Source organism: Moorena sp. SIO4A1 (assembly GCF_010672065.1).
Taxonomy (GTDB): domain Bacteria; phylum Cyanobacteriota; class Cyanobacteriia; order Cyanobacteriales; family Coleofasciculaceae; genus Moorena.
Genome location: NZ_JAAHHX010000062.1, coordinates 1 through 21711 on the forward strand (window position 1 = coordinate 1; position 21711 = coordinate 21711).

15 protein-coding genes are annotated in these 21711 nt (G+C 43.3%); 10 read left to right on the forward strand and 5 right to left on the reverse strand.

From position 1 onward, the window contains the following. Nucleotides 1-396 precede the first annotated feature (396 nt). Complete coding sequence (locus F6K53_RS28380; protein ID WP_293071457.1) at nt 397-4389, reverse strand: magnesium chelatase subunit H; 3993 nt, start codon at nt 4387-4389, stop codon at nt 397-399. Nucleotides 4390-4916: 527 nt separating this feature from the next. On the opposite strand from F6K53_RS28380, the gene F6K53_RS28385 reads away from it, so the two are divergent. Together F6K53_RS28385 and F6K53_RS28390 are read left to right on the forward strand one after the other, a co-directional pair. Beyond that, nucleotides 4917-6518, forward strand: coding sequence for a lipid-A-disaccharide synthase (locus F6K53_RS28385; protein WP_293082980.1), 1602 nt, complete (start codon nt 4917-4919; stop codon nt 6516-6518). Nucleotides 6519-6716: 198 nt separating this feature from the next. Further along, complete coding sequence (locus F6K53_RS28390; RefSeq protein ID WP_293071860.1) at nt 6717-7220, forward strand: DNA-binding protein; 504 nt, start codon at nt 6717-6719, stop codon at nt 7218-7220. Nucleotides 7221-7260: 40 nt separating this feature from the next. Here the strand turns inward: F6K53_RS28390 and F6K53_RS28395 are convergent, their stop codons facing one another. After that, nucleotides 7261-7728, reverse strand: a complete 468-nt coding sequence (locus F6K53_RS28395; RefSeq protein ID WP_293071859.1) for a hypothetical protein — start codon at nt 7726-7728, stop codon at nt 7261-7263. A 296-nt stretch (nt 7729-8024) separates the two neighbouring features. Between F6K53_RS28395 and F6K53_RS28400 the strand changes: the two genes are divergently transcribed. The 7 genes from F6K53_RS28400 (at nt 8025) to F6K53_RS28430 (ending at nt 17264) form a co-directional block, all read left to right on the forward strand. After that, nucleotides 8025-8204, forward strand: a complete 180-nt coding sequence (locus F6K53_RS28400; protein WP_293071858.1) for a hypothetical protein — start codon at nt 8025-8027, stop codon at nt 8202-8204. Nucleotides 8205-8498: 294 nt separating this feature from the next. After that, nucleotides 8499-8732 carry a hypothetical protein gene (locus F6K53_RS28405; protein ID WP_293023141.1) on the forward strand — a complete coding sequence of 78 codons (234 nt, stop codon included), beginning with the start codon at nt 8499-8501 and terminating at the stop codon, nt 8730-8732. A 583-nt stretch (nt 8733-9315) separates the two neighbouring features. Next, entirely contained in the window at nt 9316-11409 is a 2094-nt protein-coding gene (locus F6K53_RS28410) for a tetratricopeptide repeat protein (RefSeq protein ID WP_293071857.1), read from the forward strand. A 2-nt stretch (nt 11410-11411) separates the two neighbouring features. Beyond that, nucleotides 11412-12671 (forward strand): ATP-binding protein, encoded by a 1260-nt coding sequence (locus tag F6K53_RS28415; RefSeq protein WP_293071856.1) that lies wholly within the window; start codon nt 11412-11414, stop codon nt 12669-12671. A 152-nt stretch (nt 12672-12823) separates the two neighbouring features. Next, the gene (locus F6K53_RS28420) at nt 12824-14155 is read left to right on the forward strand and encodes a tetratricopeptide repeat protein (RefSeq protein WP_293082983.1); all 1332 of its coding nucleotides are present in this window, start codon (nt 12824-12826) and stop codon (nt 14153-14155) included. Between the two features lie 27 nt (nt 14156-14182). Then, complete coding sequence (locus tag F6K53_RS28425) at nt 14183-15883, forward strand: TaqI-like C-terminal specificity domain-containing protein (protein WP_293071854.1); 1701 nt, start codon at nt 14183-14185, stop codon at nt 15881-15883. Between the two features lie 64 nt (nt 15884-15947). Next, nucleotides 15948-17264, forward strand: coding sequence for a D-arabinono-1,4-lactone oxidase (locus F6K53_RS28430; protein ID WP_293071853.1), 1317 nt, complete (start codon nt 15948-15950; stop codon nt 17262-17264). A gap of 119 nt (nt 17265-17383) precedes the next feature. On the opposite strand, the gene F6K53_RS28435 is transcribed toward F6K53_RS28430, so the two are convergent. The 3 genes from F6K53_RS28435 to F6K53_RS28445 all read right to left on the reverse strand — a co-directional run bounded on the left by F6K53_RS28435 (nt 17384) and on the right by F6K53_RS28445 (nt 20408). Beyond that, entirely contained in the window at nt 17384-18007 is a 624-nt protein-coding gene (locus F6K53_RS28435; protein WP_293071861.1) for an IS607 family transposase, read from the reverse strand. Nucleotides 18008-18325: 318 nt separating this feature from the next. Then, on the reverse strand, nt 18326-20080 hold the full coding sequence (locus F6K53_RS28440) for a metallophosphoesterase family protein (protein WP_293082996.1): 1755 nt from the start codon (nt 20078-20080) through the stop codon (nt 18326-18328). Continuing rightward, complete coding sequence (locus tag F6K53_RS28445) at nt 19983-20408, reverse strand: hypothetical protein (RefSeq protein WP_293065884.1); 426 nt, start codon at nt 20406-20408, stop codon at nt 19983-19985. Before F6K53_RS28445 ends, F6K53_RS28440 begins: the two co-directional genes overlap by 98 nt. Before the next feature lie 264 nt (nt 20409-20672). On the opposite strand from F6K53_RS28445, the gene F6K53_RS28450 reads away from it, so the two are divergent. After that, nucleotides 20673-21602 (forward strand): pentapeptide repeat-containing protein, encoded by a 930-nt coding sequence (locus tag F6K53_RS28450; RefSeq protein ID WP_293065881.1) that lies wholly within the window; start codon nt 20673-20675, stop codon nt 21600-21602. Nucleotides 21603-21711 lie beyond the last annotated feature (109 nt).

The following is a 21711-nucleotide window of genomic DNA, read 5'->3' on the forward strand; positions in this document are numbered from 1 at the left end:
GGGATTTAGGGGGCAAATTCGTAAGCCCTAAAAATTAGAGACGCTCTATTGAACGTCTCGAAAAAGCTACTCTTTTCTCGCAGTTATCAGGTACGCTTTTCCACCTCAAAGTCCCCCTTATTAAGGGGGACCAACGGGGGATCAATTTGAGGGGATTAAGGGGGACCAAAGGGGGATAATAGGTACCTTATGGGATATATAATTGCTAGATTGTGACTATAGCTTTCTCCATAATTATTAGGTACAGTTTGCCTTGAGTAGGGATCCCCCCTAACCCCCCTTAATAAGGGGGGGACTTTAATAAGGGGGGAATATGATTCACTATTCCCTGTTCCCTATTCCCTATTCCCTAAATTTTGCACCTCACTGAATTGAAAACCGCTATAGCAAATACTCCTATTCTATTCCTTCAATCCTATCTTCAACCTCCTGATACAATTCGCGCAACAGCTGTAAATTACTTTCACTAGTTTCCCAATAGCCACGGCCATTAACTTCCAATAAGGTAGAGACTACTTTACGGAAGGAATTGGGATTCAAATTCATTAACCGCTGACGCATTTCTTCATCCTGGATAAAGGTAGTATTCACATCTTCATAAACCCAGTTATCTACTGCATCAGCCGTTGCACTCCAACCCATAGTATTCACTAAGCGTTTGGAAAGTTCACGGACCCCTTCATAGCCATGATTCAACATGCCCTCGTACCACTTGGGATTAAGTAACTTAGTCCGGGCATCTAAACGGACGGTTTCTGATAGGGTGCGAACCTGAGCATTAGCAGTAGTAGTATCAGCAATGTAAGCAGTTGGTTTCTTACCATCGTTGCGCAAGTTGGCTACTACCTTAGTGGGGTCAGAATCAAAGTAATGAGAAACATCAGTAAGGCTAATTTCCGATGAATCAAGATTCTGGAAGGTAACATCAGCAGTTTTCAAGGCGGACTCAAAAATCTTCTGACTCTGTGCCATGGTGCCTGGGTTATCGGAAGAGAAAGCAAAGGATTTGCGACTGAGATACATATTCTGTAACTCGGCTTCTTCTTCCCAGGTGCTGTTTTCCACAGCTAAATTAACATTGGAGGCATAGGAACCAGACGCATTGGAGAATACCCGAGTCGCAGCTTGCCGTAGATTAATCCCCATCTCTTGAGCTTGTTGCAAACTGTGTTTCCGCACAAAATTCATTTCCAGGGGTTCATCGGCTTCTGCGGCCATTTTCACCCCTTGGTCGAGTAAATTCATCTGATTGATGAACAAATCCCGGAAGACACCGGAACAGTTTACTACCACATCAATCCGAGGACGACCTAACTCTTCTAAGGGAATTAGTTCTAATTTATTCACCCGTCCCAAGGCATCGGGCACTGGCTTAACCCCGACCATCCATAGAATTTGGGCTAGGGATTCCCCGTAGGTCTTAATATTATCGGTACCCCATAGCACACAGGCAATGGTTTCTGGCCAAGCCCCATCATTATCTCGCTTTTGCCGTGCCAACAGTCGGTCTACTACGATTTTGGCAGATTTCACTGCTGCTAGGGTGGGAATGGATTGGGGGTCGAGGGCGTGAATATTCTTACCGGTCGGTAGCACATCGGGATTTCGGATCGGGTCACCACCAGGACCTGGCAGCACATATTCCCCATCTAAGGCTTGGAGCATTGCTCCTAATTCGTTGTCTGCTACTATCTGCTGTAAACAGAATTCCAGATAGTCAAACAGAGGCTTGATCGCTTCGGAATCTACTTTGGTATATCCTAGATTGTGCAAAGCTTCTAGCCAAGGTGCTTTTTTACCAAGGTTGAGGAAGTTGAGTTTAGAGACTTTAGAGACTCGTCCATCGCTGTCGATTTGAGCTTGAACCATAGCACTAACAGCAGCACGGGTAGCTTGGGTGATATCTTGCAACAATTCCACATCAGCTAAGATGCCTTGGTCATTGTTGCTGTAAATTTCATCAATCTCTCGCTCAATACTGTTAGCAATAATCCGGGGTAAACCGATGATTTCGTCTTCGCTACGGTCTAAGTTAGCAATATTGACTAGAGTTGCGATCGCTTCTTCTGCGGTTGGTGGCTTACCAATCACATGCAACCCACAGGGTAACAACCTTGACTCAATTTCCATCAAGCGGCGGTACACCTGACCGACCAAGGTATCCCGTTCTTCCGCACTCAGCTCCTTAGCATCTTGGTCGGGCAAGGCAATATCTTGATCAAGATTCACCAAGCGGCACTTATCCATAATGGTGTTAACAATGGGAACACCGCGCCCAGTATCTTTGAGAGTTTGATAAGACCCAATTAACTCACTGAGTTCCTTTAACCCCTTATATAATCCAGCATTTTCTGCCGGTGGAGTCAGATAGGATATGGTTTCAGCGTAGCTGCGGCGCTTGGCAATGGTTGCTTCACTAGGATTATTGGCAGCATAGTAGTACAGATTAGGAATAGAACCAATTAAATTATCTGGATAACAGTCTCCAGACATCCCCATCTGTTTCCCTGGCATAAATTCTAGAGACCCATGAGTTCCAAAGTGCAGCACAGCATCCGCTTGCCAGATTTGTTCTAAATAGGTGTAATAGGCAGCAAAGCCATGGTGAGGACTTGCGGAACGGGAGAACAACAGTAGCATTGGGTCTCCTTCATACCCAAAGGTAGGTTGTACTCCAATGAATACCTTCCCGAAGTGCTTGCCGTAGATTAACAAGTTTTGTCCATCACTATTAAGATTTCCTGGTGGTGGTCCCCAGTTTTCCTCTAAGCGAGTGGAGTAGGGAGTAAACCGTTCATACTCCATCACCGACATCCGGTGAGCAATATTCAATTCTGGACTAGCGTACTGAGCTTGGGCATCATGGATCACCTCTTGCATCAGTGCCTCAGCAGATTCCGGCAAGTCTTGGACATCATAACCATTGTTGTTTAGGGCTTCCATCACTTTATAGATGGAACCAAATACATCAAGATAGGCCGCTGACCCAACATTGCCTTTATCTGGGGGAAAGCTAAAGACTGTGATCGCAATTTTCTTCTCAAGCTTGGGCTTACGGCGCAAATTCGCCCATTTCATCACCCGTCGGGCTACTGATTCAATCCGGTCCTGTAACGCAATGGATTTTCCAGTTGCGCCATCCCGTCCGGATAGGATAATTGGTTCAATGGCACCATCCAGCTCTGGAATGGCAATTTGCAATGCTACTTGAATCGGGTGCAGTCCCAATTCACTATCTTCCCACTCTTCCGTAGTTTGGAAGACTAAGGGAAGTGTAACCATATACGGGCGATTGAGGCGTTTTAAGGATTCAATAGCTTTGGGATGGTCTTGCCGTGCTGGACCTCCTACTAAAGCAAAGCCGGTTAGAGATACCACAGCATCCACTAAGGGGACTACGGTTTTGCCATGTTCCTCAGAAAAATAGGTATCTACAGGTTTAGAGAAATCCAGACCACCAGCAAAGATGGGAATCACCCTTGCTCCCATGGCTTCGAGTTCCTGCACCATGGCTACATAATGGGCATCATCCCCTGTCACTAGGTGAGTGCGTTGCAGGACTAAACCAATACAGGGAGCAAGAGGGTCTTTTAAGTCTGTTGAGATATCTTGACGGCTACTATGCCAGTTCAGGTATTCCTTGACATCTTCAAACATTTCCGGTGCTAGAGGATGCCAAACCCCCATATCTGGGTAAACCACTGGGTCTTTGAATTGGACAGAGGTTTCGCTGTTTTTCTTCTCGCGCTTAAATACATACTTATCTGCTAGCATCAGCAAGAAGTTTTCCAGGTTATCAGAAGACCCCCCTAGCCAATACTGGAAACTGAGCATGAAGTTGCGAGCATCCTGAGCTTTGTCCATGGGCATATACTTCAGGACTTTCGGTAAGGTCTGCAACAGCTTGAGCATACTGTCTTGGAAGGAAGACCCAGATTTTTTCTTGCGCTTACGCATGAATTGTGCGATCGCACTCTTGGATTGCCCCAAATTGGCCATGGAGAAGCTACCTAATTTATTCAGGCGCATCACTTTCGGCATTGATGGAAATACGACTGCGGCATCCAAGCGATCGCGATTGGGTTGTACAGCGGCTACTACCTTCTCGGCCAAGTCTTCTATGAAAATTAGTGACGCGATAAAGATATTCGCTTCTGCTATATCCCGTTGGAAGTCTTCATAGTTTTCTGGGTCACGGAGTTCCTCAATGAGGTAGCCGCTGATTTCAATAGCGATATCTGGTTGATTTTGATTAATTGAGCGAACAGCAGCTGATAATGCACTTTGGTACTGCGGTTCTAGCACGACATAGACCACCTTCAGCAAATGACGCCCATTCAAGGCTTCCGGGGTGATGTGTCTAATGGTGGACTTGACGTGAGTGAACATGCGGCTAGGTCTCCTTCCTGATTATTCGTTATCTGTGCCTTACCTTGAGTGGCGGTAAGTGGCTGATCACCTTTGATAGTTTTGATCGTATTTAGATTTTATTGACAGATGTGCTATCTAACGTCTCTACCAGTGACCACTCACTCTTGGTTGGGATGGTTTTGTTTTGCCAACTAAAGAGTTTCTATCAAAAAACGTATACTTTCAGGGAGTTTCAGCCGTTATCTGATACAATTCGATATAAAAATTACTGATTTTTGTAAAATTACTTAACAATTACTGAAGTACTAAATCAGCTTACCTTAAAAAAAATAAACAATAAAAATCATTGACAAAAGTCAGCTTAGTTGTATATATAAGGAAAATTTATCGATTGATAAAACTATTACTTATCGTTCCTCCTTAATTATTACTTAAGATTTTAAGGGCTTACGGAGTAAGTCCTGATTTAGTAATCTTTGCCTTGAGTAAAGCCACATAGTCATAATCAGGAGTGGGGAAGAGTGCCAGCAGCAGATATTTTAGTTATGTCCAATGGCCCAGGAGAGTTGACCACCTGGGTGCGACCAGTGGTGAAGGCATTGCGGCAAACTCTAGGGAATGACCGTTCATTACTCCGGATATCGGTAGTGCTATCTCCTTGCCCTCATGCCACGGGCAAAGAAGATGCGATCGCAAAATCCTACCCAGAAGTAGACCGGGTTCAGGCAGCAGAGGATTTTTTGCCATTCTTGTTGTGGGGCAAGACAGCGGAAAACTGGGACTGGCATCCAAAAGGGGTTGTTCTATTCCTAGGGGGAGACCAATTTTTCCCAGTAGTGATTAGTAAGCGCTTAGGGTATCGCAGTGTTGTCTATGCCGAGTGGGATGCTCGTTGGTACCGCTGGATTGACCACTTTGGCGTGATGAAACCCGATATTATCGCTCAAGTGCCTAAGAACTATGCCCACAAATTCACCATAGTGGGGGATTTAATGGCAGAGATTAGAGGGTTACAGGTTAATAAGGGGTTACAGGTTGCAGGTTCTCAGGTTAATCAGGAGTTACAGGTTACTCAGGGGTTGAAGGTTACAGGTTCTCAGATTGCAAGTTTAACGGAAGATACCCTTGAACATTCCACTGAAGTGATCGCACTATTACCGGGGTCAAAACCAGCCAAACTAGCTCAGGGAGTGCCTTTGTCTTTAGCGATCGCTGAACACATTCATAGGGCTAGACCCCAAACTCGCTTTGTGATTCCCGTTGCTCCTACCATAGATCTCAAAACATTAGCCAAATTTGCCAATCGAGATCACAATCCCATCATTAACAAGACAGGATGGTCAGAGGCACAACTTATATATAAAGTTGATAACGACTCGGTGATTAATCCAGGGTTACAGGTTAACAGGTTACAGGTTAACGGGTTACAAGTTAACGGGTTACAGGTTAACGGGTTACAAGTTACAGGTTCAAACTCCGATAACCTACCCTACCGGAACGCCAAAGGCGAACAACCTCCTAACCTTCAACCAGCTAACCTTCAACCAGCTAACCTTCAACCAGCTAACCTTCAACCAGCTAACCTTCAACCAGCTAACCTTCAACCAGCTAACCTTCAACCAGCTAACCTTCAACCAGCTAACCTTCGACTATTCCTCAAAACCCCCAGTGGCTTGTGTGTAGAACTCTGGCAGTCCTTTCCGGCCTATGAATTGTTATCACAATGTTGTCTTTGCTTAACCACAGTGGGAGCTAATACCGCTGAGTTGGGGTCTTTGGCGGTACCCATGATTGTGCTGTTGCCGACGCAACAGTTAGATGCGATGCGGGCTTGGGATGGCTTACCCGGTCTATTGGTCAAGTTACCAGGAGTAGGCTCTAGCCTAGCGAAAGTGATTAACTGGTTGGTGCTAGGGCAAAAGCGTCTGTTTGCATGGCCGAATATTTGGGCAAAAAGAGAAATTGTGCCAGAATTGGTAGGGAAGCTTGAGCCGCTTGAGGTTGCTCAACTTGCCCTAGACTATCTGGAGCATCCAGAGAAGTTGTCCGAAATGCGATCGCATCTAAAGAGTGTTCGGGGAAAACCAGGAGCTGCCCAAACCTTAGCTCAACTGGTTAAACAAGAACTTCAGAAAGACGTTATGTAAGGTACCTAAATCAATTCCGAAAATTTTAGTTCCCTACTCCCTACTCCCTACTCCCTACTCCCGACTCCCGATTCCCGATTCCCTACTCCCTACTCCCTACTCCCCTACTCCCTACTCCCTACTCCCCTACTCCCTACTTGAGCTTGACTTTCCCAGTTAGATGGGATTACAATACTATTCCGCAATAGTATTTTAGTTATGGTTGTCGGTACAACACAAGCTGCATCTCTGCTGGGTATATCGTCTCAGCGACTGCGGATGCTATTAAGTAAAGATCGCATCAAAGGAGCCAAAAAAGTTGGTCGGTTTTGGCAGATTCCATTATATGATGGTGTGCCAGTGGTAACCGAAGGTCGTAGGGGACCAAAAGGTACATGGAATCAGGACAAACATCTCGAAGCTACCTATATCCACGTTAATGAGCAAGCCTTAAAAAGCAATCACAAGAACCAGACATCTTTGCCAGTGTTTACTGTTAAACGGGGTGAGCGGACTCATTGCTGTCATGAGGTAGAAATCGCAGGAGCCTGCCGACTGGTTTATCGACCCAATCAAGCTGAGTCTATTAGTGATTCGGTGTGGCTCCAAGTTGAGCCTAACGTTCCAGTGACTACTAAAGTGTTTACTGGTAGTGAGAACCTCGACGATAAATTAGAAGAGTCTCAAGATAGCCTTGACGCAACAGTTCACGAAGTTAGCTAAATTAAGAGCTATTTCTCAATAACTCTTGCTACCTATACCTTTAAGCTAAAGATTGCATTAAAAACCAAGCGCCAAGATTCAACAAACCTGTAATCAAACCACCAAGAATCACTCCTTTAATCAATTCCCATCTTCCCAGCAATCTTAGCACAATTAATGCTGGGATAACATAGACTAACTGAGCGATACCAATCATAGACAATATAAAAAAATAAAACAGACCATCATAACCCGTAGATTGTTGAGCAATCCTCCAACAAATAAGAGCGATTACTAGATTGATAAAAATAACGACTAAACTGCCGATTACAAGAGGATTTTTATGATTACTGCTTCGCATATCACATGAATAGTAGGGAATCGGGAATCGGGAATCGGGAATCGGGAATCGGAAACAGGGAGCAGGGAACAGCGATGCAGCGCGGTCTTGGGGGTTTCCCCCATGAGCGACTGCATCAAGACGGGAGCAGGGAACAGTGAGTATAATAACTATGATAAACGCTATCATTATTGTTAATAAAAATATCCCTATCTCCCCATCTCCCTGCTTGCTATTCCCTATTCCCTAAAACCCAAGGACGAAAGAAAGTAGCTGACCCCAATTGAGACTTGCTCTATTGACTGAAGTTCCCCCAAAGTTTGTTGATACCAGTCATCCACCAGAACAAAAATGGTCGTCATCAACGTCGGAAAGTCTATACTGTTCATAGGAGGTTCCCGGGTGCTAAGTGACATTTCAATCTTCGAGCCTCCTTTCTCTTTTGTCTAATTCACATTAGGCGTTATTTTATCTGGGAAATCATCATGGCAGAGCTTGTTTGGGAAAAACTAAACTGCAAGAACCAACCCATCGGAGGATTGGGTGTATGGCGAACAAAAGTTCCTGGAGGTTGGTTAGTTGCTATTCGCTCCACTAATGGCAGCGGTTCTGGGGTAACGTTCTATCCTGATCCAACTCATCAGTGGGATGGTGGAAATCCTTAACATTTGTTCTGCTAAGTAAAGTGGGCAGAGCCAGATATACCTGTAGGGTGGGCAGTGGTTTTTCAAGGAATAGTAATAGTTGAAAATCCGATAGAGCACTGCCCACCCCAGATATACCTGTAGGGTGGGCAGTGCTTTAAAGGATTACCATCGGATTTTATTGGTCTCGTCCACTGCCCACCCTACGATTAATATTCGTCAATTGGTAATAAAAAAAAATTCCTAAACCCCTTGACAGATAGTTAATAAATTAATAACTTAATAAAAGTAAACGTTTTAAACCAATAACGATTCATGAGTACAAACTTTCCTTCAAACCCTGATGAAAATCAAAACCCTGAAAACCAAGGTCGCAAACCTAAAAAAGTCAAGCACATCTTGGTCGGTTCTCCTGAACAAGTTCGGAAAACAATTATTGCCATCTATTCTCTTAAATACGCTTATCCAGAGGAATGGAGCACTCCCGAACCTACCGGAAATCCTGGTGAGGTTATGGTGACTTTGATTCGAAATTTTTACCTAGACTAGGATAGTAATTTGCCAGGGCCACGCCCTGGCGACCAGGAATGAAGAATGAAGAATGTAGAATTAAGAATGAAGAATGAAGAATGAAGAATGAAAGTTTTTTTTGGGGAGGGGTATAAATCAGCATGAAGCATGAGTTAGTATGTTTTTGCTTTCCAGCAGTTGCTGACTAACTCGGGAATAATGTACAATTAATCAGTCAGGAGTTATTTGGTTTACGTGCAGCTTAGCTGTCCTTGTTGATGTTTACACACTATAATTCGGTCAAGTATCAAATTTTATCTGAGCTTGACCGAATTTTTTTTATTGTTAAATAAGGGAGCAGGGAGTAGGGAGTAGGGAGTAGGGAAGAATAAATAAAATTTAGATGTAACTCACGGTTACTATAAAACGCTATACTTATAGAAGTTATTATAGAGTTTATCGCAGTTATGAGGTACGCTTTTCAACCTCAAAGTCTCCCTTATTAAGGGGGATTTAGGGTGATCAATTTGTACATTATGGGATATAGAATTGCTAGAATTGGTAACTTTACATAAATTGTGGATTTTCTGGAGTAGCGAATAGGGAGTAGGGGTAAGTAAAAATGGACGAACAAAGAAGACAAGCATACCTCAACCTGATCCAGCAACTGCTAACTTGTCCCAGCGGTGAAGACGATCAAATTCTTGAGAGTAACCGCGAGTTACTGGATGCAGAGTTATTGCAGGTAATGGAACAAGAAGCAGAAAAACTAGCAGCCGATGGCGACCAAAACGCTGCTGACTTTTTAGGTAGTCTCAGGAGTCAGCTTTTAGAGATAATTTCAGAATCCTCTACCTTAGTTAATGCTTCATCCCAAGACTATCTGGAATTCTTAGAGAAAGTCTTGCAAGCAACTGCCGACAGCAATGGCGATCCCAAAGTTGTCTACCCACTCCTGGAAGCCAATCTAGACAAACTCGATGATAACTTTATCGATATCTTAAAAACCTGGGCAAGTGCTAAATTATCAGAATTGGAACCAGAAACAGCAGAAGGCATTGCTATAGTTATTGGTAACTTCAGCATCCTGTTCAGCGATTTTCCACTCGGTAATAGAGCCACTCAAATGGAAATTGCTATTGCTGGTTACGAAACGATACTAACAGTTTTTACCAATGAGAGTAACCCGAAAATTTGGGCAAGCACTCAAAATAACCTCGGCATTGCCTACATTTACAGAATCCGTGGAGATAAAGCTGATAATTTCGAACGTGCTATTGCTGCATACCAACAAGCTTTGTCGGTTTATACCAGAGAAGCCTTCCCCTATGATTGGGCAAGGATTCAAAATAACCTGGGCAGTGCCTACCGTGACAGAATCCGTGGAGATAAAGCTGATAATCTCGAAGTTGCTATTGCTGCATACCAACAAGCTTTGTCGGTTTATACCAGAGAAGCCTTCCCCATTGATTGGGCAACAACTCAAAATAACCTGGGAAATGCCTACAGTAACAGAATCGGTGGAGATAAAGCTGATAATTTCGAACGTGCTATTGCTGCATACCAACAAGCTTTGTCGGTTTATACCAGAGAAGCCTTCCCCTATGATTGGGCAAGGATTCAAAATAACCTGGGCAGTGCCTACCGTGACAGAATCCGTGGAGATAAAGCTGATAATTTAGAACTCGCCATAGAAGCATACCAACTAGCTTTATCCGTTTATACTAAACTAGACTTCCCTGAAAAGTGGGCAAACACTCACTATAACCTGGGCAATGCCTACAGTGACAGAATCAATGGAGACAAAGCTGATAATTTAGAACTCGCCATAGAAGCATACCAACTAGCTTTATCCGTTTATACTAAACTAGACTTCCCTGAAAAGTGGGCAAACACTCAAAATAACCTGGGCATAGCCTACAGTGACAGAATCAATGGAGATAAAGCTGATAATCTTGAACTCGCCATAGAAGCATACCAACTAGCTTTATCCGTTTATACTAAACTAGACTTCCCTGAAAAGTGGGCAAACACTCACTATAACCTGGGCATAGCCTACAGTGACAGAATCAATGGAGATAAAGCTGATAATCTTGAACTCGCCATAGAAGCATACCAACTAGCTTTGTCTGTTTATACCAAACAAGACTTGCCTGAAATTTGGGCAATTGCTCAAAATAACCTGGGCGATACCTACAGTAAGAGAATACTAGGAAATAGTGCAGAGAATCTGGAAAAAGCGATCGCATCCTATCAAAATGCTTCAGAGTTCTACATCCGTGAAGCGTTTCCCGAATATTGGGCAGACGTTCAACGTAATATTGGTAAACTGCTGGTTCAGCAAGGAAGCTGGTATGATGGATTATCCCGCTTAGAGCAAAGCCTCCCGATCTATAGTCACACCGAAAACCTAGAAGCCCTTGCCGATTCAGTATACCACATTGCCCGCACCCATCATTTAATCATGAACCTAGACAAAGCCCGGATGAATTACCGGGACGCTCTCCGCATCTACAATCATCTCAATAATCAACCAGGAATCGCTATCTGCAAAACGGGATTAGGCATGCTGATGATTTCCATTGGATTTATCGACGATGCTAGACAAGAACTAACCCAAGCTTATGAAATTTGTCATACAATTAAGGATAAGCAAGGAATTGATAATATTCAACAACTGCTCCAAGTAATTAACAAAATAAAAACCAAGCCATAGCCATGAGTGAAGCCGATAAACTTTGGGATGAAAACAACGAAATTTTGACTAGCTGGAATCTTGAAGAAATTCCTTTTTCTGAAAGTGCTTCTAGCTTGAGGTCAAACCTAGATAAAGTTTTTACAGGTCGCACCCAGGAGTTAAAGCAGATATTTAATTTGTTGCGGGGTCGCGAACGGAAGCGGATATTAGTCTACGGTTCCGTTGGTATTGGTAAAACAGCATTTATTTTAGAAGTATTGAGCGTCTTACAACGAAAAAGTAAAGATACTCTCGCTACCTATATTAGTCTACCCTTTGAAACTGATTTAGCAACCGCTGCTTTGATTGCCCTAGCCCGACATATGCCAGAGGATGAGTGGGCGCAACAACTGTTAAACAACATGGGATTGATGAGTGAATCGACTCGCAAAACCAAGACCAAGTTTGATGCCAAATTCGCCGGGTTTGGGGGAAGTATTGAAGCGGAAGCTAAACCGGTTAATGCCCCAAAGTTTCCCACTCTCACCTTTCAAGACTTATTGGAAAGAGCCCTAGAAACCTATAGTCGTGTGGTGATTGCTATTGATGACTTAGATAAACAAGACCCAGCTAAGGTGCGTCAACTATTGCACGATGCTCAAGGCATGCTCAAAGGTGATGCTTGGTTTATTTTGACTGGGCATCCTTCCGGGTTGACTCGGGATTTGTTGATCTCTGAACGAGGGTTATTTGATTTAGCATTAGAGATTACAGCATTAGACCAATCCACCACGTATCAAATGTTAATTAACTATCTCGCTAGCGCCCGGATTAACAAAACCAACAAAGACGAAACTAATCCTGATGCGGTTCATCCCTTCACTCTAGAAACTGCTAGAAATCTGTGCGCACATTCCCAGGGGATACCCCGTTGGTTTAATCGCATTGCTAATTATGTATTACTGAAAGCAGCGGATTTACAAGCAGAAAAGATTACACCAGACGTCTTTCAGCAAGGTTTAGAGTATGTCAGTCAGAAACTGCGCGGTCAGTCAGAATTAACTCCTGAAGATTACTATGTGCTTGACTTAGTTTTAGAAAAAGGGGTGCTATCCGATGAAAACATAACCATGGATGACCTCAAGCGTCTTAAAACTCAACAGTTCAGTCAAGTTTTACCGATTTTAGATAAATTAATCCAATTTGATTTAGTGCGTCGTTTACCTACGGATAAAGCAGCGGAATATCAAGGGAATCCCATACTTTTGCCTCCGTCAGAGCAGTCAGATGAAGAAGAATGAAGAATTAAGAATTAAGAATTAAGAATGAAGAATTTATAATTAAGAGGGAATAGGGAGGTAAGCTGATAGCTGTTCGCGTAGCGTGCGCGTAGCGCATTGGCTCATGGCTGTTCGCGTAGCGTGCGCGTAGCGCATTAGCTGAATAACTAAAAATGAACCAACAAAGAAGACAACAATACCTCAAATTGCTCCACCAGCTCCTAACTTGTCCCAAGGGTAAAGAAATCAAAATTATTAATAGCAACCGCGAGTTAGTGGATGCAGATTTATTGCAGGTAATGGCACAATCAGCCGAATATCTGACAGCAAAGGGTCAGCAAAATGCTGCTGACTTTTTACTGCGGATCAGGAGTAAGCTTTTAAAGGGTCTGGAAATTTCAGAAACCCTTACTTCAGCTAAGGCTTCATCGGAAGAGTATCAGCAATTTTTAGACGAGGTATTGCTAGCAACTAACAACAGCAAAGGTGACGGCGAAGTTGTCTACCAACTTCTGGAAGAAAACTTAGATAAACTCGATCATAATTTTATCAATATCCTGGAAACCTGGGCAAGTGCTAAACTCTCAGAAGCGGAACCAGAAATAGCCAAAGATATCGCTAATACTATCTGGGAATTCAGCACTCTGATCAGCGATTTTCCACTGGGTAATCCAGCCAACAACAGGGAAATTGCTATTGCTGGTTACCAAACGATGCTAACGTTTTTTACTAATCATAGTAACCCAGAAATTTGGGCAGCTATTCAAAACAACCTGGGCAATGCCTACAGTGACAGAATCCGTGGCAATCGGGCTAATAATCTCGAAAAAGCCATAGATGCATACCAAATAGCCTTGGAGGTTTATACCAAATCAGACTTCCCCGAAGATTGGGCAAGTACTCAAAACAACCTGGGCATAGCTTACTGTGAAAGAATCCGTGGAGACCGGGCTGATAATCTCGAAATTGCTATTAAAGCATTCCAACTAGCCTTGGAAATTCGCACTAAACTAGACTTGCCCATTGATTGGGCAATGACTCACTATAACCTGGGCAATGCCTACTGTGAAAGAATCCGTGGAGACCGGGCTGATAATCTCGAAATTGCCATAGAAGCATACCAATTAGCATTAGAAGTTCGCACCAAACCAGATTTCCCCATTGATTGGGCAAGTACTCACAACAATCTGGGCATCGCCTATAGTGACAGAATCCGTGGAGACCGGGCTGATAATCTCGAAAAAGCCATTGCCCAATACCAACTAGCCTTGGAGGTTTATACCAAACCAGACTTCCCCGAAGAGTGGGCAAGGACCCTATATAACCTGGGTAATGCTTACAGCAACAGAATAGTAGGAGAGACTACAGAGAATTTGGAAAATGCGATCGCATGCTATGAACATGCCTCAGAAATCTTTACCCGTGACGACTTTCCTGAAGATTGGGAAAACCTTCAACGTCATATTGCTAGACTACTGATTCAGCTAAGAAATGCTATAGATTAAAATACCAGAAGTCATGGTTCGGTCACAATGGAACAGCAACTAAGCTTGCCATTATTTGATTTTTCCTCTGCTGTCGGAAGCTTTGCAGCAAAGAGTAGTGAAGAACGAGGAGCAATTTTTACCCGACGTGAGGTTGTAGAGTTCATTCTTGACCTGACAGGTTATACCGTAGATCGCCCTTTGCCAGACTATCGGATACTTGAACCCTCGATTGGTGATGGTGACTTTCTTGTTCCGATTGTAGAGCGACTGTTAACTGCTTATGCTGCTCATGATTCTAATCAAATCAGACTAGTTGATAGTCTCCACAATTCTATTCGTGCAGTTGAGATCAATCCTCAAAGCTTTGAAAATACCAGAATTAAACTTTTAAGGTTGCTCCAGTACCATGGAATTAATAAAGATGACGCCTATCAATTGCTAACAGCCTGGCTGATTCAAGGGGACTTCCTACTTGTAGATTTACCAGGCTCATTTACTCATGCAGTTGGCAATCCGCCTTATGTTCGGCAAGAGCTGATTCCGGATATTCTCTTGGCCGAGTATCGAGCCAGATATAACACTATATATGATCGAGCAGATTTATATGTCCCTTTTATTGAACGGGCCCTATGTAGTCTGGAACCTGGAGGAGTTTTAGGTTTTATTTGTGCCAATCAATGGCTAAAGAATAAATACGGTAAGCTACTACGAGCAATGGTTTCTGATCATTATCATCTTGCTTACTATATTGATATGGTCGATACTCAAGCGTTTCGCACTGAAGTTAGTGCTTATCCTGGGATTACAGTCATCAAGTGCCAAAAGTCCGAAGTTGTTCGAGTTGCTCATCGACCATTAGTTGAATACAACACACTTAAGAAACTAGCACAAAATTTTTGTGCTGACTCTATTTGTCCGGAAAGTGGTATCATCGAGCTTACGGGTGTAACAAATGGTTCAAAACCATGGATTCTAGATTCTGTTGAAGAACTTATGGTAGTTCGTCGCCTGGAAGAAGACTTTCCTAGTTTAGAAGAGGTTGGTTGTAAGGTAGGCATTGGTGTAGCAACCGGAGCAGATAAAGTTTACATTAGACCCTTTGAAAAACTGGAGGTTGAACCCGATCGAAAATTGCCTTTAGTGAAGACACAAGATATTAAAACTGGTATTATCAAGTGGGGTGGCCTTGGTGTTGTAAACCCATTTCACGACAATGGTTCTTTAGTTGAACTTGAAAATTATCCCAAGCTGGCAAGTTACCTTGCCCAACATTCCGATAGAATTTTGAAACGGAACTGTGCCAAGAAAAATCCCAAAAATTGGTACAGAACAATTGATAGAATTTATCCTAGCCTGACCACTTACCCTAAACTGCTAATTCCTGATATTAAATCCAAGGCACATATCGTCTATGAAGATGGAAAATTTTACCCTCATCATAACCTTTATTTCATTACTTCACAAGAGTGGGACTTAAAGGCACTTCAAACAGTTCTCAAATCAGGTATAGCTAAACTATTTGTATCTATTTACTCAACTCAGCTCAGGGGAGGCTATCTTCGCTTTCAAGCACAATACTTGCGGCGAATCAGACTTCCTCAGTGGCAAAGTATTTCAGAGAATCTTCAAAGAATGCTAATAGAAGCAGCAAACACAAGAGATATTAACCTTGGAAACTATGCAGTGTCTGAAATTTATGGATTGACACCAAAGGAGCGAGCTGTGATTAGAGATAACGAGATCTAAATAAGCAATGAGTATTCTATGCTAAAATATAGAATAACCATTACAATATTTTTAATAAATTAATATGTCAGTTACTTGGTCAAATTGGAGGGGTAATGTTTCTTGCAACCCCAAAAGTATTGTCGAGCCGTCTTCTAACGAAGATCTCAAGAAAGTTCTTGCCATGGCTCGAACCGAAAGGATGAAAGTTAAGGTGGTTGGTTCGGGGCACTCATGGTCAGAAGCTGCATGCACCGATGGTGTTCTGGTATCCTTGAAGCGACTAAACCGGGTAATCGAGCTAGACCGAGAACGGGGGACCGTTACTGTCGAGCCAGGAATAACACTAAACAGCTTGAATCAATACCTCGACCAACACGGCATGGCCTTGGAAAACCTGGGAGCAATCACCAAGCAGACTATTTCTGGGGCAATAGCAATGGCTACCCATGGAACAGGAGACAAAAACGGCTCACTGGCCAGTGCAGTGGTCGAGCTGGAGCTAATGAAAGCATCCGGGGAAGTTGTCCGCTACCAACAAGATAATCCAACATTTTATGGAGTATGTGTCAACTTAGGTGCCCTTGGTATTATTACTAGATTAACCCTTCGTTGTGTCCCGACATTCTTCTTGCGAGATATTCAACAACCTATGTTGACCGACCTGATAAGAAAAGAAATAGACACACTAGTCAAAGAAAACGATCATTTCCAATTCTTTGAATTTCCCCACACCTCACGCTCCTATTCCTTTAGGTTTAATAAAATGGATGAGCCGGTTGAACCAATGCCATTCTGGAGACAATTCCTAGACGACCTATCTAGAACTATATCTAGATCCGGCAGTGGAATCGGTGACTGGATTACCAGGAGTTTTCCTGCTCTAATTCCTCTCATCTTTAGAGTAGCTTTTATGACTAATCTACGGGGATTAAACCGTTGGGATAAGAGCTTTAATATCCTCGCCTTTGAGAATATTAATTTCACATATTCCGAGTTAGAGTATGCCATACCAAGGTCAGCTGCAATCAAAGCTCTGGAGCAAATTCACCAGATGATAGAAAACCAGGGATTTAGGATAAACCTACCCATATCAGTTCGATTTGCTAGTTCTGAAGAGCATTGGTTAAGCCCACTGTATCAAAGAGAATCGGTATATATTAGCCTTAACTTATCAGGGTCAGATTTTAAGGTGATTGAAAACTATCACCGGGAAGCCGAAAAGATATTATTAGAGTATGGTGGCCGTCCCAACTGGGGCAAGCACTTTTATTCCAATCGGGAATATCTGCGCTCACAATACCCACGTTGGGATGACTTCGCTCTGCTTGTGAAAGAATTTGATCCTGATCGACTTTTTTCTAACCCCTTCCTCGACCGCCTCTTCCCTTTTGATGTATGATTGGCTCAAATCGGTTGGGAGTTGGTTTCATATCATGTCAGGATAATTACCCTTAATAAAAACCTCCCCCATCTCCCCATCTCCCCATCTCCCCATCCTGCCCTCTATCCACCTACTCCTTACTCTAATTCCCTTACCACTTGAGTCATTCCATCAAGTAATTTTTGATTTTTTTTGCTCCTAGCGCCATAGAGACGGGCAGAAAAGACTGTGATCAATTCCATCATGTCTTGGGTTAATTCGTCATCAAAGCTGACTCCCTCTGGGGATTTATTAATGATCACGACTTCTGTGCCAAACTCTTCACAAATGGTAAAGATTAATTCTGATCCAAATCTCAGCAATCTATCCTTGTGAGTAATCACTAACCGTTCAACATCCCCTGTCATAATTTTTTTGAGTAATTTATTCAATCCTTTTTTGTGATAATTTAAACCACCCCCAAAATCAGAAATAGTCTCGTATTGCCAACCATTAGCAGCGCTAAAATTTTCTAATAATTGAATTTGACTCCTCAGGTCTTTTTGTCGCTCATCACTGGAAACTCTGGCATAGTTGATTGTCAATCTGTGGGTCAATGGCTGAGGATTTCTTGGTGTTATATGTTTGATATCTTTAAGATAAAATCGTCGTTGTCCAGTAGGTGAACGTTGATATCTGATTTTGCCCGCATCAGCCCACCGTCTTAGGGTTTTGGTAGAGACTCCTAGCTGTTTAGCTGCCTCCCCAATGCTTAATGTCATCTCAGAATGACTTTCCATATCAATGCTAGATCTCATGACTCCACTCTCTAGTATTACTCATTTTGTAAGTAATGTCCAAGGGTGTCTATTTTTTATAGAGAAGCAAGCTAGCAACAGGCAACAGGCAACAGGCATGCTAGCAAGAGGCAAGAGGCAACAGGCAACAGGCATGCTAGCAATAGGCATGCTAGCAAGAGTAGCCAATATATTATTCTATAATAGAATTTTAGGATAATTACCCTTCATCAAAAATCTCCCCATCTCCCCATCTCCCCATCTCCCCATCTCCCCATCTCCCCCTCTCCCCATCTCCCGACCCTAATCCCTTAGCCTTAACTGAAACTGATCGAATTTAATCACATCTGAATTAGGCGATCGCGTATCAAAGCGATAGCTAGTTACTATACCGGTGCCAGTATCCAAGATACTAAACACAGTCACATCATTACTGGCGATATAAGGCAAGGGCTGGTTATTCTCTCCTAACAATGGCTCTATGGTTGGCATCACTGGCTGTAATCCATTGGGGTCTCCAGTAGCGGAATAGTTTTCTTTATAGCCAGTTGGTACTGGGCGCTTATTCTCACCAACATGAGCGCCATAACTATTCCCCACATTGGAGGATTCTAAAAAATGCATGCCATTACCATCAACAAAGCGATTCCATAGATGGGAATGGCCATAATACACCAACTGCACACCAGCAGCTTCTAACAATGGCACCACATCCCGAATGATGTAATCCTTGTCTTTGGGGTACTCATAACGCACTGCTGTCACTAACCCATCCCGATTCCGCTCAATGATCTGCACTGGGTCAGTATAAGCTGGGACAATATTCCCCCCTAGGCTATGGGGAGGATGGTGAAACATCACAATTTTATACTTGGCTTGTTGGAACTCAGTGCTATTGAGTTCTGCCTGGAGCCATTGGTACTGGGGACTCCCTTTACTCACCGGTTCAAAGATATGTTGTCCGTATCCCCAAGCGATGGGATTGTCTAAATCTTGTTCCCGTTCTTGATACCTACCTTTGGCATTAGGGCTTAAGCTAGGTGTCCGCCAAATATTAGTAATGTACAACACCACTAAGCGAATATCACCAAAGGTTACGGCATAATAAGGTTGGCCATTAGGTAGGTAAAAAATCTCGTTATAAGTGTCAGTATTATAGGTATTATTTTTTAGCCAAGCTTGGTAATAATTAGGGTCATTATCTGGATTTAACTGTTCAGCTTTTTGCTGATAGATGGCTTGTGCTGCAGCGCGAGGAAAAGGGTCATTGAATTGGCTATTCAAATCCTTTTCCATAGAAAAACGCCCCATCACTTCATGATTGCCAACTACAGGAAATATCGGGGCATTTTGAATAATTTCACCACCATGGTAGGTAGTTTTAACCCCATTCTTTTCCAATTGGTAATTGGCTCGACCCTGAAGACAGGGGAAAAAGGCACCACCCCGGTTATCATCAAACCATTCCGAAGCCCGGTCAGGAATATTAACTAAATCACCAACATAGAACACCCCATCAATTTGGCCTACAGTTTCTACCACCTTCTGGAGATTAGCTGCTGTCATCGGCATTAGTTGATGGTCAGAGGTCAGAAGAATTTTCTGGGGTGTCTGAGGGTTTGGTAGAGCACTGAGGCTAAAGAGTTTGCTCGTGAAAACTTGCCCATTGTCCTTGACACTGCTGACTTGATAGGGAACACGAACACCAGGAGTCAGTCCAGTTACGATCGCTTCATGACGCCAAATATCCCGCATAATTGGGTTCTGGTAGAGTTGGGCGTCTTCGGTCTGCTTGCCTACTCGGGATTTTTGGTCTTCCCGAGTGCGACTGAGTTTAGTAGTAGTAGCAGTGGCCTTACGGCAAGAAGTCGTGCCGTAGGTAACGGTGTGGTGGGAGCCAGGAAATTCGGTAAACCAAACCACTCGCACGGAATCTTCTGTAGGAAATTGCAAGAATGGGTCAGTCAGTAATTCGTAAGCGGATGTCATGGCTGGCTGCTGGGTAATTTGCTTGATAGTTGGAACAAGGACAATTACACCAATCACTATAGCTGCCATGAGGATAAAGCGACTGATAGAAAACTTGACCATGAAAGCTATAGGGCAGGGAATGGGGAATCGGGAATCGGGAATCGGAACCCACCCCTAACCCCTCCCAGGAGGGGAACGGGAATCGGGAGAAGAGTGTGGGGAGAGGGGGAAGTGTGGGGAGAGGGGGAAGTGTGGGGAGACAGGGAAGTGTGGGGGTATAGGGGAACAGAGGTAAGAAGTAGTTTTCGATGAAGTTGGTATAGCTTTGATCATACTTATTGTGATCATACTTATGAGGTAGATTCAAGCTTCTTACCCCGTCTTGATGCAAAGCACAAGTAAGGGTTTCCCCCAAGACTGAGCTGCATTCCGACTCCCAGGGAGTGCGCTTACAGTCGTCGAATTAAATTCGCCACGGGTCGCACCGCTCCCGACTCCCGACTCCCGATTCCCGACTCCCGATTCCCGATTCCCGATTCCCTAATACTTTGACTGCTCCTATGCCTCAAACGCTCAATGTATTTATGTAAAAGATTATTGCTGTAATCACATATTGTGTGAAAATAAAGTTAGATTAGATACAAAACGAACTGACTACAGGTTTTGTATAAGCAATACTATGACATTATTAACTACTAATCAAGTTCTTAAACAACTTAAGCAAGGACTGTCGTTACAGAAAGCCGAGCTGAGTCATATTGATTTACAGGGCTTGAATCTAGATAAGGCTGACTTTGCCCATGCCTACCTACGTAATGCCAATCTCTCAGGAGCGTCTTGTCAAGAGACAGACTTTAATCAAGCCAATCTCAGCTGGGCCAAGCTATCCGGGGCCACTCTGGTTTATGCCCAACTCTCAGAAGCTAAACTGACTCGTGCTGGTTTGGAGGAGGCGAATCTCCGAGGGGCTTGGGCAGCAAAAGCTAAGCTGTGTGGAGCAAGACTAGATGGGGTTGAGGCGTCCTTAGCTCAGCTGCAAAAGGCTGATTTGAGAGAAGCAACTGGCAAAGGGATAACCTTTATCAATGCCAATCTCAAGATGGCCAATTTAGGAGCTGTGAATTTCCCTGAGGCTAATTTCAGTGGAGCAAGTCTTGATCTAGCTACCTTAGAAGCGGCTAAGTTAATGGATACTAAGTGGCTTGGTGCTGATTTGGAACGAGCCAACTTAAGCCGTGCTAGTTTAGTCAGAGCAGATTTAACCTCTGCTAATTTGATTGTTGCTAATCTCAGAGCTGCTGATTTGACCGAGGTAATTTTGCGTGGTGCTCAGTTGCTGGAGTCAAGTTTGGAAAATGCCTTATTAAAGGATGTTGATTTAACTGAAGCGTCTTTATTTTCTGCAAATTTAGAAGGCGCTCGCTTATCTAAGGTTAATCTTAAAAATTCTGATTTACAGTACGCTAATTTGGAGAATACTATTTGGAATGGTGTTGATTTCTCTAACTGTGAGGTAGCAGGTGCAGTGTTTACCGATGCTAAAGGCTTAAGTGCTCAACAGTGCCAATGGCTGAATAAAAATGGCGCGTTGAATGTTCCTTTTGGGTAACCGTTGCGAAAGCCTAACTGTTAAACAACCATGGGATCACTTAGCGTCGGCTGTGGCCTACGCTAAGCCTTACGATGAAAAGCCATAGTCTATCCTAGAGATAATTTAA